General features: G+C 69.3%; 12 protein-coding genes and 1 tRNA gene. 5 read left to right on the top strand and 8 right to left on the bottom strand.

Annotation, left to right across the window (positions count from 1 at the left end):
• Positions 1–6: 6 nt before the first annotated feature.
• The 5 genes from FOF48_RS20630 to mxcK all read right to left on the bottom strand — a co-directional run bounded on the left by FOF48_RS20630 (position 7) and on the right by mxcK (position 6,476).
• Positions 7–1,641, bottom strand: coding sequence for a (2,3-dihydroxybenzoyl)adenylate synthase (locus FOF48_RS20630; protein ID WP_143904320.1), 1,635 nt, complete (start codon positions 1,639–1,641; stop codon positions 7–9).
• Positions 1,638–2,933 carry an isochorismate synthase DhbC gene (gene dhbC, locus FOF48_RS20635; protein ID WP_143904322.1) on the bottom strand — a complete coding sequence of 432 codons (1,296 nt, stop codon included), beginning with the start codon at positions 2,931–2,933 and terminating at the stop codon, positions 1,638–1,640. Before dhbC ends, FOF48_RS20630 begins: the two co-directional genes overlap by 4 nt.
• A 78-nt stretch (positions 2,934–3,011) precedes the next feature.
• Positions 3,012–3,854 carry a 2,3-dihydro-2,3-dihydroxybenzoate dehydrogenase gene (locus FOF48_RS20640; RefSeq protein WP_304503227.1) on the bottom strand — a complete coding sequence of 281 codons (843 nt, stop codon included), beginning with the start codon at positions 3,852–3,854 and terminating at the stop codon, positions 3,012–3,014.
• An 86-nt stretch (positions 3,855–3,940) separates the two neighbouring features.
• Entirely contained in the window at positions 3,941–5,218 is a 1,278-nt protein-coding gene (mxcL, locus tag FOF48_RS20645; protein ID WP_143904324.1) for a myxochelin B biosynthesis transaminase MxcL, read from the bottom strand.
• 28 nt (positions 5,219–5,246) lie between these two features.
• On the bottom strand, positions 5,247–6,476 hold the full coding sequence (mxcK, locus tag FOF48_RS20650) for a myxochelin export MFS transporter MxcK (RefSeq protein WP_143904326.1): 1,230 nt from the start codon (positions 6,474–6,476) through the stop codon (positions 5,247–5,249).
• A 287-nt stretch (positions 6,477–6,763) separates the two neighbouring features.
• On the opposite strand from mxcK, the gene FOF48_RS20655 reads away from it, so the two are divergent.
• The 3 genes from FOF48_RS20655 to FOF48_RS20665 all read left to right on the top strand — a co-directional run bounded on the left by FOF48_RS20655 (position 6,764) and on the right by FOF48_RS20665 (position 9,605).
• A complete protein-coding gene (locus tag FOF48_RS20655) occupies positions 6,764–8,461 on the top strand; it encodes a dihydroxyacetone kinase family protein (protein ID WP_143904328.1) in 1,698 nt (565 codons plus the stop codon).
• A 20-nt stretch (positions 8,462–8,481) separates the two neighbouring features.
• A tRNA-Arg gene (locus FOF48_RS20660) sits at positions 8,482–8,544 on the top strand.
• Between the two features lie 434 nt (positions 8,545–8,978).
• On the top strand, positions 8,979–9,605 hold the full coding sequence (locus FOF48_RS20665) for a hypothetical protein (RefSeq protein WP_143904330.1): 627 nt from the start codon (positions 8,979–8,981) through the stop codon (positions 9,603–9,605).
• Positions 9,606–9,614: 9 nt separating this feature from the next.
• On the opposite strand, the gene FOF48_RS20670 is transcribed toward FOF48_RS20665, so the two are convergent.
• Positions 9,615–10,067, bottom strand: a complete 453-nt coding sequence (locus tag FOF48_RS20670) for a C40 family peptidase (RefSeq protein ID WP_255442458.1) — start codon at positions 10,065–10,067, stop codon at positions 9,615–9,617.
• 1,336 nt (positions 10,068–11,403) lie between these two features.
• Here FOF48_RS20670 and FOF48_RS20675 point away from each other — a divergent pair.
• Positions 11,404–13,788, top strand: coding sequence for an Ig-like domain-containing protein (locus FOF48_RS20675; protein ID WP_370456600.1), 2,385 nt, complete (start codon positions 11,404–11,406; stop codon positions 13,786–13,788).
• Here the strand turns inward: FOF48_RS20675 and FOF48_RS20680 are convergent.
• Positions 13,771–14,052 (bottom strand): hypothetical protein, encoded by a 282-nt coding sequence (locus tag FOF48_RS20680; protein WP_143904333.1) that lies wholly within the window; start codon positions 14,050–14,052, stop codon positions 13,771–13,773. The two genes, FOF48_RS20675 and FOF48_RS20680, sit on opposite strands and share 18 nt — an antisense overlap.
• 23 nt (positions 14,053–14,075) lie before the next feature.
• Entirely contained in the window at positions 14,076–15,689 is a 1,614-nt protein-coding gene (locus FOF48_RS20685; protein ID WP_143904335.1) for an LVIVD repeat-containing protein, read from the bottom strand.
• A gap of 128 nt (positions 15,690–15,817) precedes the next feature.
• On the opposite strand from FOF48_RS20685, the gene FOF48_RS20690 reads away from it, so the two are divergent.
• Complete coding sequence (locus FOF48_RS20690; protein WP_143904337.1) at positions 15,818–16,300, top strand: hypothetical protein; 483 nt, start codon at positions 15,818–15,820, stop codon at positions 16,298–16,300.
• Positions 16,301–16,449 lie beyond the last annotated feature (149 nt).

Genomic DNA, 16,449 nt, shown 5'->3' on the forward strand with positions numbered 1-16,449 from the left:
CCTGGTTCAGGGAGAGGGTGTGGAGAGGGACTGGCGCAGGCTGTCGCGCAGCGCCTTCTTGCTGACCTTGCCCACCCCCGTCTGGGGGAAGGCCGCGACGAACTCGATGCGGTCCGGAATCTTGAAGGCCGCGAGCCCTCGCTGGCGCAGGAACGCGTTGAGGGCGGAGGGCGCTGGCGCTTCACCGCGCGGGATGACGACCGCGCAGGTGCGCTCGCCCAGGAACTTGTCCGGGATGGCCACCACGGCGGCGTCGCTGACGGACGGGTGCGCGAGCAGGTGGTTCTCCACCTCCTCCGCCGCGACCTTGTCTCCGCCCCGGTTGATCTGATCCTTCGCGCGTCCCTCGACCACGAGGTACCCCTCGGGCGTCAGGCGCACGAGGTCGCCCGTGCGGTAGAAGCCATCCGTCGTGAAGGCCTTGGCGTTGTGCGCCTCCGCCTTGTAGTAGCCGCGGATGGTGTAGGGCCCGCGCGTGAGCAGGTGCCCTGTCTCACCGGGGGCCACCGGCACGTCGTCGTCGTCCACCACGCGCAGCTCGTCCGCGTCCGACATGGGGCGGCCCTGCGTGGTGACGATGCGCGCTTCGGGGTCGTCCAGCCGCGTGTAGTTCACCAGGCCCTCGGCCATGCCGAAGACCTGCTGGAGTCCGCAGCCGAGCGTGGGACGCACGCGCGCGGCGGCCTCGTCGCTCAGGCGGGCGCCGCCCACCTGGAGCACCTGGAGGCTGGACAGGTCGTGCCGCTTCGCCAACGACGAGTCCAGCCACACCATCGTCAACGGGGGCACCAGCGCGGTGACGGTGACGCGCTCGCGTTCGATGAGCGGAAAGGCCACCTCTGGGCTGGGGTTCAGCGCCATCACCGCCGTGCCGCCCGCGAAGAAGGCGCCCAGCACGCCGGGCGAGCTCATCGGGAAGTTGTGCGCCGCGGGCAGCGCGCACAGGTACACCGTCTCAGGGGTGAACCGGCACACGTCCACGCTGGCCCGGAGGCTGTAGATGTAGTCGTCGTGGGTGCGGGGGATCAGCTTGGGCACGCCGGTGCTGCCGCCGGACAGCTGGAAGAACGCCACGTCCGACGGCGACGGCCCCTCCAGCGCCACCGGCTCCGTGGGCACGGAGGCCAGCGCGGTGTGCGCCCCCGCGTCGCCCAGGATGAGCACGTGCCTCAGCGTGGGCGTGGCGGTCTTCACCTGGTCCGCGAGGCTTCGGTAGTCAAAGCCGCCGAAGCGATCCGGGATGACGTACGCCACGGCCTCGGTGAAGGCGCAGAAGTAGCCGATCTCCGACGCGCGGTGCGCGGGCAGCGCGAACACGGGCAGGGCGCCCATGCGGAAGAGCGCGAAGATGACCTCGTAGAACTCCGGGACGTTGGGCAACTGCACCACCACGCGGTCACGCGCGCGGATGCCCAGCGCGTGGAGGCCCGTGGCCATGCGGTCCACGCGCGCGTCCAGCTCCGCGTACGTCCAGCGGTGCGCGCCGCCCACCAGCGCCGTGCGCGTCCCGAAGTCGCGGGCACGCTCCCGCAGCAGCTGGCCGAACGTCTCTCCGCGCCAGTAGCCGGCCTCGCGGTAGCGTCGGGCGAAGTCCTCCGGCCAGGCGGGGCAGCCCGGCAGGTGCTCGGGGGCACCGCTCACGGCTGCACCTCGGCGTTGAGGCCCAGGCCCATGGCCAGCAACATGGTGCGGAACTTGGCCTCCGTCTCCGCGAGCTCCGCCTCTGGCGTGGAGCCCACGACGATGCCCGCGCCCGCGAACAACCGCAGGGTGTGCTCGTCGGCCTCCGCGCAGCGGATGGTGACGGCCCACTGACCGTCGCCGTTCGCGTCGCACCAGCCCACCGTGCCGGTGTAGTAGCCCCGGTGGAACGGTTCGATCCGCCCGATGGACTCGTGCGCCAGCGCCGTCGGGTGGCCACACACCGCGGGCGTGGGATGCATGGCCAGCGCCAGCGTCAGCGACGTGATGGAGGGATCCTTCAGCTCGCCCTGGATGCGGCTGGACAGGTGCCACATCGTCTGCGTGCTCACGAGCGACGGCCCCCGGGGCACGTCCAGCGTCTTGCAGAAGGGCCGAAGGGCCTCCGCCACCGCGTCGATGACGACCGCGTGCTCGTGAAGGTCCTTGGGCGAGGTCATCAGCCGCGCCGCCCGCGCCTGATCCTCCACCGGATCCGGGCTGCGCGCCGCCGAGCCCGCGAGCGGATTGGCGAGGACCTGCAACCCCGAGCGCGCCACCAGCAGCTCCGGGCTCGCGCCGATGAGCGTGCGCCGCCCCGAGCCGGGGGCCGCGTCCGCGTGCGGCGGCAGGTCCACCGCGAAGGTGTAACCATGCGGGTTGCGGCGGGCCAGGTTGTGCAGGAGCTGCCGCAGATCCACCGGCGCCGCCGTGTCCACGTGCAGCGAGCGCGACAGCACCACCTTGCGCAGCGGCCCCTCCTGCATGAGCTTCAGCGCCTCCGCCACGCCCTGCATGTAGGCGGCCGGCTCCGGCACCGGGCGCAGCGTGTAGCGTGAGCCCAGGGGAGACTGGGACGGCGCCGAGGCGTCGAACACCATCGGGCCCGCGCGCTGGATGGTCATGGGCACCACCAACTGCGCGGCCACCTTGCCATCGAAGGGCACTGCGCCCACCGCCACTGGGATGTCGTGCGCAGCCTCACGCGAGGCGTCCAGCACCGCCGCCACGCGCTCCGGCAGGCCCTCCAGGGAGTTCGTCCCGCCCGCGTCCGGCACCGTGGCGAACACGCCGCGCGCCAGCATCGTGCGCCGAGGGGACGCGAAGAAGAACGCCCCGGCGTCGTAGTCACGCAGCAGCCGCGCGGCCAACGCCTCCTGCTCCTGCTCCTGCGGCAGGGCAGGGGCGCCCACCACGCCGTCCACGGACCGCGCGTCCTTCTGACGTCCAATGATTTTGGTATCAGGAATCATTCTCAACTCGGAGTGATGCGGGGAGAGGCCCCGAGGGGCCGTCCCAGGAAGGAAGGCAGGGTGGGGGAGCTGGGAGCGCTAGACGCCGAGCGTGGCGCCGCCGTCGATACACAGGTCGTGCATCGTGATGTGGCGGGCCTGGTCGGAGGCGAGGAAGGCCACGGCGTCGGCGATGTCATCCGGCGTGGCGATGCGGCGCAGCGGGATGCCCGTGCGGAAGGTGTCCAGCGAGCCCGCGATGACCGCGTCGCGGCCGGAGTCGTCCGCCCACATCGCCCGCTGCATGGCGGTGTCGGTGGAGCCCGGGGACACGACGTTGCAGCGGATGCCGTGCTGGGCCAGCTCCAATCCCAGACACTTGGTGAACATGGTGGAGGCGGCCTTGGACGCCGCGTAGGCCGCCATCTGCATGCGCGGCACCCCGGCCGCGTTGGAGCCCACCGTCACGATGACGCCGGAGCGGCGGGGCACCATGTGCTTCGCCACCGCGCGCGAGACATGAAACACGCCGTGGGTGTTGACCGCGAACGTGGACATCCAGTCCGCGTCGCTCTGCGTGAGCACCGGGCCCACCCGCAGGATGCCCGCCACGTTGGCCAGCACCTGGATGGGGCCCAGCCGGGACTCGATGACGGCGATGGCGTCCTCGATGCCGTCCTTGTCCCGCACGTCCACCGGGAACGCCGTGGCCTTCAGGCCCTGCTGGCGCAGCTCCGCCACCAGCAGCTCCAGCCCCGCGGCGTTCTGGTCGAACACCGCGACCGGCATCGTGCGCGCCAGCTTGCGCGCCACCGCGGCGCCAATGCCTTGCGCCGCGCCCGTCACCACCGCGTGTCCTGTCGTCGCGCCCATCATCCGCTCGCCGGGGCCGTTCGTCGTGGAATGAGAACGGTTCTCATAATCAGAATCCGGAAGTGCCATGGTCGTGTATTCCTGTCAAGGTGGCTCAAACATGGAATCGCTCGCTGTCCGGAATCCGCGGGGGCGGACGGGCGGAGGACTCCGGTTCAGGCCGCGTGGGCCTTGGCGGCGGTCTCGCGCAGCACCTCGCCGGCGGCGGCGATGGTGTGGTCGATCTGCTCCACGGTGTGCACGGCGCTGATGAAGTTGAGGTCGCGGCGGAGGATGACGCCCCGGCGGGCCATGCCGGCCTGGAAGGGGATCATCTTCTCGATGTGTTCGGGGATGACCTTGCTGAAGCGGAAGAAGGGCACGGCGTCGTAGCCGATGACCTCCAGCGAGGAGCCCGTCTCGCGGGCGTGGGCGTTGACGCCCTCGCGCAGGCGGCGGCCCAGGCTGGCGATGTGTTCGACGTGGTTGGTGCGGCGGTACTCGTGGAGGACGGCCTCGCACACGGCCAGGGAGAGCATCTCACCGCCGAAGGTGGTGGAGACCTGCAGCTCGCTCAGGCGGGAGAGGTACTTCTCCGGGCCGGCGATGGCGGACAGGGGCATGCCCGCGGCGATGCCCTTGGACAGGGTGACGAAGTCCGCCTGGATGTCGAAGTACTGCTGCGCGCCGCCCAGGGCCAGGCGGAAGCCTGTGACGACCTCATCCAGGACGAACATCACGCCGTGCTTCGCGCAGGTGGCCTTCACCTGGAGGAGGAACTCGCGGGTGACGGTGCGGTTGTAGGGGATGGCCAGCAGCACGCAGGCCAGCTGGGCGCCGTGCTTCTCGATGTGCTCGAGGAGCGCGGGCTCGTCCGGGGGCGTGAAGAGCGGCAGCCGGGTGGTGAGCTTCGCCACGGTCGGGGGCACGCCCGGCGTGTCATACATGAAGTGGTCGTGCCAGCCGTTGTAGCCCACGGTGACGATGTGTTCGCGGCCGGTGAGGTGGCGCGCGAGGCGCACGGCGGCGGACGTGGCGTCCGCGCCCGTCTTGAAGAAGCGGGCCATCTCCGCGCCGGGGATGACCTCCACCAGCGCCTTCACGGAGGAGACCTCCACGGGCGTGGGCAGCGAGTGGATGATGCCCTCGGCCAGGTGCTTGCGGATGGTGTCCGCGACGGCCGGGTGGTTGTGGCCCAGCATGTTGGCGCCCAGGGCCTGGATGTAGTCGATGTACTCCTGGCCGTCCGCGTCCTCCACCAGCGCGCCCTGTCCCTTCGCGAGGAACACGGGGAAGGCGCCAGGGGCGAAGTGATCCGGCTTCTTCATCATCGTCTGGGTGACGCCGGGCACCCACTTGCGCGCCTCGGCGAGCAGCTGGTTGGAGCGCTCCAGCTTGAGTTCACCCACGATGGGGCGGGGAAGGGACGGGTGTCGGGGGGCTGCCTGGGACATGACGGGTCCTTGTGGAGGTAAGAGGGATTCAGGGCGCGGGTGTGGGGTCCAGCCGCACGGCGCGGCCAGCGAAGGTCCACAGCAGCCCGAGCGCGAGCGTGGAGATGCCCACCGCGAGCCAGCCCAGCTGGGCGAAACCCAGCAGCGCGCCGTCCGGCCCGGTGGTGAGCAGGAGCCCGCCCATCCACGCGGCGAGCCCGGAGGCGCCATCGCTGGCGGCCATGTTGACGGCGAGGTAGCGGCCCCGGAGCGCGGGGGGCACCTGGGACGCGACCAGCGCCATGGTGGGGATGGCCCGCCCGGAGGTGAGCGTCATGAACAACACGAACACGACGGCCACCACCGGCAGCGGCGACGGCGGCAGGTGGGTGAAGAGCAGGTGCGGTGCCATGGTGGCCACCAGCAGGAGGGCCAGCGCGCGGGCGGGGCCCAGGCGGTCCGCCATCCGGCCAATCCATCGCGAGCTCACGAACGTGGCCGCGCCGCCCGCCAGATAGACCCACGGCAGATCCGTGAGGGACAGGCCCACGTTGCCCACCATGAAGGCGCCCAGGTAGGGGATGAGCAGGAAGCTGGCGAACACCACCGTGAAGGTGAGCCCCCAGCCCAGCGCCAGCCGGGGCGTGAAGCCCGCGGTGGGGGACGCGTTGGAGGCCGCCGCCGGGGACAGGTGTCCGTCCACGCGGGGCAGGAAGCGCAGGAGCAGCAGCCAGACGATCCCCGCGAGCCCGGCGAGGACCCCGAAGGGCAGCCGCCAGCCGCCCAGGTTCGCGAGCCCCAGGCCCAGCGGCACGCCCGCCACCGCGGACAGCGCGTAGGCCGTCATCACGGTGCCAATGGCCTGGCCTCGGCGCTCCGCCGGCACCACGTCACTGACGATGGCGATGACGACCGCCCCCATCAGCCCCGCGCACGCCCCAGCCGCGGTGCGCGCCACGAGCAGCCCCATGGCTCCGGTGGCCGCGCCGCACAGGAGCGTGGCGGCGATGAAGCCCGCGTAGAGCATCAACAGCGTGCGCTTGCGCTCCAGGCGGTCCAGCCAGAACACCCCCAGCACGCCCATGGCCGCGGACGCCAGCGTGTACGCGGACACCAGCGCTCCGAAGCGCGTCGCGGACAGCTCCAGCCGCTGCATCAGCAGGGGGCCCAGCGGCATCAACATCATGAAGTCGACGACGTGCGTGAACTGCACCGCGGCCAGGAGCCACAGCAGCGTGCGCTCTCGCGCGGCGGGGGATGGAGCACTCAAGACAGTCACCTGAATCCAGACACACTCCGGCCCCGCCCACGCCCGGCGATGCCAGACAGGGCTCGGCCAGGACCCGGTGCGCTTCGCGCCGGGCCGCCGTGTATGCTTTAAAACTAGCGAATGATAATGAGAATCATCCTCAGAAATGTTCCCGGAGTCAATGGGAAAGCGGTTCTTTGACGCAATCGTCTGGCGGCGGGCTTGTGGGGTGCGTCCGGCTTGACGGGTTGGGGGCGAGGCGGAAAGGGTGGTCGCGTCCGCGCGATCCGTCCCGTGAACCCGACCAGGAGTCGAACGTGAAGAAGCTCGTCAATGCGCCGCGTGCCGTGGTCCAGGAGATGTTGGAGGGGTTCGTGGCGCTGGCGCCGGGGCAGGCGCTGCTGGAGGGGGAGACGGTGGTGGTGCGCGCGGACGTTCCGGCGGCGCCGGGGGCGCGGAAGGTGGCGGTGTTGTCGGGGGGCGGCAGCGGGCACGAGCCGGCGCATGCGGGGTACGTGGGCGCGGGCATGTTGCACGCGGCGGTCGCGGGGGACGTGTTCACGTCACCCAGCGCGGACGCGGTGCTGGCGGCGATCCGCGCGGTGGCGGGGCCGGCGGGGGCGCTGCTCATCGTGAAGAACTACACGGGCGACCGGCTCAACTTCGGGTTGGCGGCGGAGCTGGCGCGCGCGGAGGGCATTCCGACGGAGGTGGTGGTGGTGGCGGACGACGTGGCGTTGCGCGACACGGTGGAGCCGGAGCGGCGCCGGGGCATCGCGGGCGTGGTGCTGGTGCACAAGGTGGCGGGGGCGGCGGCCGCGGCGGGGGCGTCGTTGGCGGAGGTGGTGCGCGAGGCGTCGGCCGCGGCCGCGACGTTGGGCAGCATGGGCGTGGCGCTGGGGCCCTGCACGGTGCCGGCGGCGGGACGGCCGGGGTTCGCGCTGGGCGAGGCGGAGGTGGAGCTGGGCTTGGGCATCCACGGTGAGCAGGGCGTGCGCCGCGTGGCGCTCCAGCCCGCGGACGCGCTGGCGGACACGCTGCTGTCGATCATCGTGGAGGATCGGAAGGTGGGCGCGGGAGACCGCGTGGCGCTGATGGTCAACGGGTTGGGGGGCACGCCGCCCATGGAGCTGGCCATCGTGACGCGCCGGGCGCTGGCGTTCCTGGCGGAGCGGGGCGTGAAGGTGGAGCGCGCGTGGCAGGGCACGTTCCTGTCGGCGCTGGAGATGCCGGGGTGCTCGCTCACGGTGTTGAAGGTGGATGACGCGCGGCTCGAGCGGCTGGACGCGGCCACGGAGGCGCCCGCGTGGCCGGGGAGGGGGCAGGTGGTGACTCAGCGCCGCGTGGTGCCAGCGCGCGGCGCGTTGTCGAGGACGGAAGGGCACGCGAAACCCGAGCCCGAGATGGCGCGGGTGCGCGCGGCGGCGCTGGCGGTGGCGGACGCGTGGGACGCGGCGGAGGCGCGGCTGACGGAGCTGGACAGCGCGGCGGGAGACGGCGACCTGGGGCTGAGCCTCGCGCGCGGGGCGGCGGCGATCCGCGCGTTGCCTGAGGGGGCCTGGGCGACGCCGTCCGGTGCGTTGACGGAGCTGGGGCAGGCGCTGCGGAGGAACATCGGCGGCAGCTCCGGGCCGTTCTACGCGACGGCGTTGCTGCGCGCGGCCCGCCACCTGGCGGACAAGCCGTTGGATGCGGTGGCTTGGGCCAGGGCGTTCGAGGTGGCGGTCGAGGCGGTGTCGGAGCTGGGAGGCGCGCGGCCGGGAGACCGGACGATGGTGGACGCGCTGCACCCGGCCGCGGTGGCGCTGACGCGCGGGGTGCGAGAGGGGAGGTCGCTGGCGGTCGCGTGGGCGGAGGCGGCGCGCGCGGCGGAAGCCGGCGCGGACGCGACGGCGGGAATGGCGCCGCGCCTGGGCCGGGCCAGCTACCTGGGCGAGCGCGCGAAGGGGATTCCGGATGCGGGCGCGGTGGCGGTGGTCATCTGGATGAAGGCGCTGGGCGGCGTCGCGGACTGAGTGGGCTGGACGCTTTCCATGGCTCCGTTGGATGGAGCGGCGGTTTCCTAAACCGCAGGCCACAGGTTCGCTTCCTGTCGGGGTTACTGCTCAAGTCCCCGGCCCGACCCAGGAAATTGTCGGGCCGGGGGCGCGAGGCACGGCGGTCGGCCGGAGTTGGGAGTCCAGCGGGAGTTCTGGCGAGGCCCTCGCCGCCTCGCCCCTGCTCCCGGACACCTGGTGGACGTCTGGGCCAGGATCACCGGCGCGGAGAGGACGGCCGCGACGCACGCGGCCAGGGTGATGCTCTTCTTCATGGTGTTGCTCCAGTTGGGGGTTGAGCTGCACCAGAAGGAAGGGGCGCCTCGCTCGGCTCCCCCGTTGGAGGTATTCCCCTCGTCGCACCCGCGACGCCTACTGCCGCGCCATGCATGTCCTGAACTGGCTGGGGCCGAGCATCGAGGCACGCGTCTACTGGGGGCGAGGCGGCCCTCCTGCGCTACAGGAGGCGGTTGAGGCGGGACATCTCTCGGCGTCCATGGCCCTGCGCATCGCCAGAGAGATGCCGCTCCTGGCGTTGGAGGAAGCGGCATGGCGCGTGGGCTACGACTGGTTTTGGGACGCGGAGCACGACCAGCGCGTTGCCGCAACACAGCGGGCCGTGCTCGCAGATGCGTCCGCGGGTGAGCTGGTGGCGGTGCGCCAGGAGATGCTGGAGCGCTGGATGCAACTACGGTGGACAGCCCATGGGCAGCACTCGATGGTGGTGGCGGAGGAGCTGTCTTGCACCGCCCGAACCACGGAGTGCCTCGGCTACACCTGCGACGACGTGACGGTGCGCGAGCGCACGCTGCACGTGTCGCTCCCGGAGGCCGCAGGCATCACGCTCCCGGATGATAGGGGCCGTGATTGGCCTGTCGCGGACATGCTGATTGCGTCGGAGGGAGACGGGCGGCAGTGGCGCGTCATTCTGGAGGCGCCCAGCGACAGCCCGCGGCAGCAGACCATCGCCGCCATCATGATTCACTGGCCCGCTGGCGTGACCGTCGGCGAGGCGCTCGACCAGTTCGATAGAGAGGGCGTGCCGGGCATCGACTGGCGCGGGGTGTGGCGGTGGGTGCTGGGCGTGCTGCTGACGCGGCATCCTCCGCCAACCCGGGCGTAGGCCGCTCAATCAGGAGGCGAAGGGGAGACGCCGGAAGCCCAGGACATCGGGCCGGTACTCCACGCGCGTGAAGGACTTCACTTTCGCCCCGGCAGCCGCCGCGTCCTCCAGGGTGAGCGTCTTGCTGCTGCCTCCTGACGCGCCCACCACCACGCCCGCTCCCACGTGCACCATCACGTGGTCCGGGTCCCCACCCTTGCCGTAGAGCACCAGGTCCCCGGGCAGCAGGTCCGACGCGCTCGCCACCGGAGAGCAGGCGCTCCAGAGGCTGTCCGTGTTGTGAGTCACACGCCAGTCCGGGCCGCCCACCTGGTGGAGCGCCCAGGTCACGAGGCCGCTGCAATCGAAGAGGCGCGGGCCTTCCGGCGAGGCGCGCTGTCCCTTCCCGTTCCACCGGTAGGGCTCATGCATCTGGGAAAGGACAGACTGGAGGAAGGCGGCGCGCTGCAAGCTGGTGGGCACGGCGGGCTCCGGAGGGATCGAGGTGTGGACCAGAGAAGGGGCGCCACTACGATGGGCCGCTCCTTCTCGGTCTGCCCAGTCTCATGGGCAGACGAGAGCATAGAGGCCAGGGCCCATTAGGGAAGATTCGATCCGGAGTCCTTGGTCAAAAGGAGCTGGCCCACGGCCAGCATGAGGACGGCGGACTCGGTGCTGACGGGGGGCATGGCCGACAGAAGGGGCGGCACCTCACCCGAGCGTGAGCGCCCCGTGCTCCCGGCGACCTCCCAGGGTGCCATCAGATCTGCGAATTAAGCGTTAATCAGGCTAGGTTGAGTTTTAGTGCTTGTTTGCTTTACGTTTGGTCCATGGCGCCCGATGACCGGGCCGCCATCACAGGAGCCAGCCATGTTGAACAGACTGCTTGCACCAATCGCTCTCTCTCTTTCCCTTGTGGTCACTGCTTGTGGTGGGGATCCCGAGGCCACCGAGCCTACTCCCTCGCAGCCCAGCGAGGCCCTCCAGGGCTATCTTGGACAGGTTGAGCAGGGCACTGCGGTTGTCGACGGACAGGTCAAGTGTTGCCTTGTGAAGTGCGGCACCAATTGGTATGGCAGCAAGGCTGTGACGAAGAATTGCAACGATTGGGGGCAGACGGTCTGCTCGCACCGCTCCCTGCCGTTCACTGACGCGCAGTGGGGGGCCTGCAACTCCTCCGTTGACTGGTTGAGCTAGGCGAGGCTCTACGGCGCTCACCGCACAACTGCGATGAGCGTCTCGCTCATGTAGACAGGCACAGGACGTTACGGCCCCAACTCCTGGCGCCAGCCAGGGACGGACATGTCCAGTTCGCCGGGGCCGAAGCTGCCGCGCTCCGCAAGCCGCTCCAGGGACTGGTCAGTGCGGTAGCAACGCGCGTAGGCCCGGTTTGGCTTGCCCGTTTTCGAAGCACCACTCCTCGACCGTCGCTTCGGAGTCCCTGGTGAGTGGCTTGCCCAACCGCTGCATGACGGCCGCTTCGGTCTCTCCCTTCTGGATGACATTGAACGCAGCCTCCGAGAAGCCAGTCGCGTACTTGGGAGGACACCCCAAGGACCCGAAATCGCATCCACTTCATGGTGTTGACCTGTTCGCGGCCAGCCCGTGGGTGGGTGGGTTCCGGGACTTGGGTGCTTATCGATTGGCGTTTGGAAGACATTGGCCATCCGTGTCTTGCGCCTCGAAGCGTTCGCGGTGAGGAGTGGTGTCGTTCATTCCGTGAGGGGCGGGCGGTCCATTCCGGACTTCATCCTGCTCCTCGGGGGGGAGACACTCAATGCGAAGCCGCTCTGGTGGGCCGTGGTCGTGGGCGCTGGGCATGACGCTAGCCTTGTCGCTGGCTGCGTGTGGAGTGGAGTCCCTGGAGGAGAATGTCCGTCCTCCAGAGGGTGAGATGTCGGTCCAGGACGTCGGGGCGTTGACGCACACAGGTCCAGAAGCCGCTTTGGCGTGGGACCCGTATGCGAACGCGGTGGCTTCGGGAACCACGGCGACGGTGCTCAACGCGAGCGCGGCCCTGGGGGCTCCGGACGGGCGGGCCGCGACAGTGCTGGGCCTGCTCAACACGGCGTTGGTGCTGGACCTGGGCCAGAACGAGGAAGGCACCGGCGACCTGCGCGTCTACTACCAGGGCCTCTCGTTGGCGCTCGTGGCGCAGGTGGACTTCCTGAAGGCGGATGGAACCTTCATCGGCTCCAGTTCGTTGCACCTGGTGGAACTGGGCCTGGGGACCCATATCGCGGTGGCGAAATACCCGGGCAACGTGCCCTATCGCTACGTACGGCTGAAGGGTGCCGTGCTCGCGCTCTACCTGGTGGACGCGGTGGAGACGTCGCTGCGGACCGTCTGTGGTGATGGAGTGCTGGGCGGGTTCGAAGCCTGTGACGATGGCAATCAGCGCTCTGGCGACGGCTGCAACAGTGTCTGCGAGGTGGAGCCGGGCTACACCTGCACGGGGCAGCCCAGCGTTTGTGACAACAACCGAGCACCCACGGTCGAGGACGTCGTGGCGACCACCCCCGAGGACACTTCGGTCGGCATCACCATCCCCGCGGTGGACCCGGACGGTGACGTGCTGGCCTTCTCCTTCACGCTGCCCATCCATGGAACGCTCACGGGTACCGGGGCGTCGGTGACGTACACCCCGAATACGAACTTCAACGGAACGGACACCTTCCAAGTCACCGTCTCCGACGGCAAGAAGCAGGCAACGGCCACCGTCTCGGTCACAGTGACGCCCGTCAACGACGCGCCCGTGGCCACCTCTTCCGCGGTGACGGTGAGCTACAACACGTCGACGCCCATCACGTTGGTGGCTACGGACGTGGATGGGGACGCGCTCACGTTCACCGTGACGACACCTCCCGCGCACGGGACCCTGTCCGGCACGGGCGCCCAGATGCTCTACACACCCGCCGCGGATTTCCAGGGGGCGGACTCGTTCACGTTCACCGCCAGCGACGGCGCGCTCACCTCCAATATCGCGACCGTCACCCTCACCGTCCGGGGGCCGCCGGTCTGCGGCGATGGCTACCTCGATTCGGGTGAGGTGTGTGACGACGGCAACCGCGTCGCGGGGGACGGCTGTCGCGCTGACTGCCAGGGCGTGGAGGTCTGCGGCGACGGCCTGGTCGACAGCGCCACGGGAGAGCAGTGCGACGATGGCGGCACGACCCCCGGCGATGGCTGCGACGCCGAGTGCCAACTGGATGCCTTTTCGAATGTGCCCCCCACGCTCATCAGCGGGACTCTGAACTGCACCACCGCCAACACGAACACCGGGCGCAAGGTCGCGGTGGATGCGCTGGGGCGCTTCTACGTCGTCATGAGGTGCGGCGGCGCGGTCCATGTCAGCGTGAGCTTGGACCGGGGCCACACCTGGGTGGGGCCGACGCCCCTGGGAATCACCAACGCGGCGGAGGTCGCGATTGAAGGAGGCCCCACGGGGGTCGCCTACGTCGCGGCCACCAGCGCGGGCTCCCTCGTATTCACCCGGACCGTTGACGCGGGGGCGAGTTGGGAGGCGCCGCGAACCCTCACGTCGGCAGCCAACCCCACTCTCAGTATGGATTCCAGGGGCGACGCCCTCTACATCTCCGTCTCTCGAGGCAGCAGCACCGGGGTGCGCGTTCTCAGGAACTTCGCACGAGGCGCGAACGATTTCAGCGTGACGGATGTGAACCAGAACAATGTCTATTTCGACGTTGTCGTGGACAAGATCAGTGGAGATGTCTTCTCGGTGAGCGACGACCCCTCCTTCCGCATCCACCGCAGCAGCGACCAGGGGGTCACCTTCGGCCCGCAGAGCTCCCCGCCGGGCCAGGCCTACTTCTCGGACTGGACGGGCTCCAACGGCTTCATCTACGTCACGGGCTCCTTCGGGGATGACAACGTGGACGTCATCCCGGTGTCCGCGCCAGGGACAAGCACCCAGGTACCGGGCCTGCCCACCGACGTCGGTCCCGCGGCCTTCCGGACGATTGACGCGGACGCGCTCGGCAATGCCTACATCGCGTCCCAGCGGGGGACGGGCGACATCCAGTTGGACCGGATGCTCGTGGGGGCCGCCATGATTCTGGCCACGGATGCCAGGACGGTGGGGCCGGGGGCCGCGCCAGCGGTCGCGGCGCTCCCATCGAACGGCGGCGCCCTCGTCGCCTATACGAACGGCACCAGCGTCTACGGCTCAGTCGTCGTGTACTGATTCACGCCTCGGACGACTTGCCGCCACGCGGTGGCGGGGATAGGCGAGGGCGACGTCGAGCAGGTGGTGAGCGAAAGCCACCTGCATGCGCTTCATCTTGGAGAGGCCGTCCTTGCATCCCAGAATGGTGGGCGCCAGCCCCTCGAGAATCAACGGCGTGTGGCCCGGTGCCCACTGAATCCTCAGCCCCCGCAAGCCGCTCGCCCGATAGCGGGCGAGGAAGCGCTGGATGTCGCGGGGCGTCGTCCCCAGGTCGGCGGACACGGCAGATTCTTCCGGGCCGTGAATCAGGGCTCGTTGAAGATGAGCAGCCCGCGCGCTGAATCCACCACATAGACATACCCGTCGCCCGGGACGCGCATTCCGATTGCGCCCTCGTAGACGAAGCCCAGCCGTTTCGGGTCGGTCTCACGATAGGTGTTGAAATAGGCAATCTCCTTGGGGTGTGTGGGATTGGCTACGTCGAACACGCGCACTCCCTCCTGGTACCAGGCGACGTACAGCCGGGTGCCCTTCAGGATCATGTTGTGGATGGAGGTGGTGGGGCGCAGCCGGCGCTCGGCGATGAGTTGGATGTGGGCCGGGTCGGTGACATCCAGCACGCGAAGGTGCGCGCCCTCCTGCTCACCGCCTTCGAACGCGATGGTGCGGCCCGCGAAGGTCCCCACCGCGCTGGCATGGCTGTATTGCCGGTTGTAGTGGTATCGACCCAGCTCCTTGACCTGCATGGGGTCGCCCGGGTCGGTGACCAGGAAGCCGATATCCGTGTGGTTGATGTAGAGGCGGCCCTCGTAGGCGAAGGCGTCATGCGGATAGCTGGTGACGAACTCCTCTGACGAGAAGGTGAAGCGGTTGAGCAGGACAGGGGCTTGGGGTGACGTGATGTCGAAGATGATCGTCTGCTGGGGCCGCAGCGCCATGGCATAGAGCCGGTTGCCCTCTACGAACAGGGTGTGCACGTCCAGGGGCGCGCCGCTGGGCACGCTGCGGAGGTAGGTCGGGTCCCCCGGATTCGAGATGTCATAGAGGATGACGCCGGAAGCGCGGGTGGCGATGTAGAGGACGTCGTCCTTGGCCCACACGGCGTTCCAGTACCCATCGTCCGGCAGGGTAATGACTTTCTTCAGCACGGGGTGGCGGCGGTCGCTGACGTCGAAGACAGTCAAGCCACCCGAGGGCATGTAGTTCTTGAGCTGGATGGACACCACGTAGGCATGGTTCTTCGTGACGTAGACGTCCGCCGGAAAGCCAAGTCCGACAAAGGATTCGGAGACGAGGTTCAGGCCCCCGGAGGACTCGGCCTCACCGCGGCCCCAGGTCATGCGCTCCGAGTCGAACGTGCCCTTCTCCGCGAGCACGCCGTTGCTACAAAACGCATAGCAGCCGGTGATGTGGTTGGGCTCGGGAGCGTCGCAGCCCGCCAGCGCATACTTCGTGACCACACCCCGGGTCGTGGTGAAGATGTTCGCGAGGAACAGGCCCTGGTCATCGAACTGCTGCCGGGTGAGGGGGGTGAAATTCAGGGTTCCGGCGCCGCCATCCTCGGGGAGCAGGATGCCGGCGCCCCCCCAGGGGTACTCGCCGGAGGTCGAGCGCAGCTCCGTCTGGTAGATGCCGTGCCGTGCCGCCGTGCTGAGCGCCCCCAGGTTGCACCTCGACAGGTCGAAGAGGGCAGGGGTGTCGCAGTCAAGCGGGGTTCCGAGCGGGGGAGTGAACTCGCAGGAAGCGAAGACGCCGCGGTCAATCCAGTCGCCCTTCTCCTCAATGGGAGTGGAGGTGCCATCCCACCCCACGACAGGGGGCGTGCCGGCGTCCGGTGTCCCCTGGGGGTTGGCGCAGGCCGTCAGCAGCGTGGGGCAAGCAAGCAGCAGTGCCCCCAGACACCGGGGAAGAAAGGTCATTGATAGGCTCCCTTGCTGGCAGAGGTGGTCTCTGACTTGAGAGGAGCCCCGCAGGTCCGCCGTGATGCGCCGGGTTCCAGGATTGTGTCCTGGCGAGGTGTCACCGGGGGGGAGTATGAGCAACGCCCATGAGCAACGAGCGCACACCTTCCGAACCCGAAGTGATGGAGCCCACGTTCTGGCGGAAGAACGGCTGGACGGCCAAGGTCATCAAGAACGAGGAGGACGACGGCTGGGCCGTGGAGATCCGCAAGCAGGGGATCTCCGAGCCCGTCCTCATCAGCCCGTGGGTGATGGGCCGCGACAAGAAGAATCCCAAACCCTTCGACGCGACGGCGTTCGCGACCTTCGTGAAGACGGCCTCGGAGGTCCTGGATCGCTCCGCGCGACAGCGCGAGCAGGCCATGACCAAGAAGCTCTCCATCGCCTGGGAGGGCCGCTGGTACGAGGTCCGGCTCGAGATGGTGGCCGATGAGTATGAACCCCACGCGCTGCTCTCGGCCATCGACGACGCTGGCGCGACCGTCGCGAAACATCGCGTGTCGGCGAACTTCAAGTTCACCCGGGACGTCGCCAACGAGTGGGTGCGCGGCGGCTTCCGCGAGCCCTGAATCTTGCTGAATCGTTTCTTCACTTTCACGGCCCGGAAGAATCTGCCGTGTCCGCCGACCTGGGGACGACGCCCCGCGACATCCAGCGCTTCCTCGCCCGCCATCGGGCGAGCGGCTTGCGGGGGCTGAGGATTCAGTGGGCACCGGGC

This window comes from Corallococcus sp. Z5C101001, assembly GCF_007352635.1.
In the GTDB taxonomy this organism is placed as follows: Bacteria; Myxococcota; Myxococcia; order Myxococcales; family Myxococcaceae; genus Corallococcus; species Corallococcus silvisoli.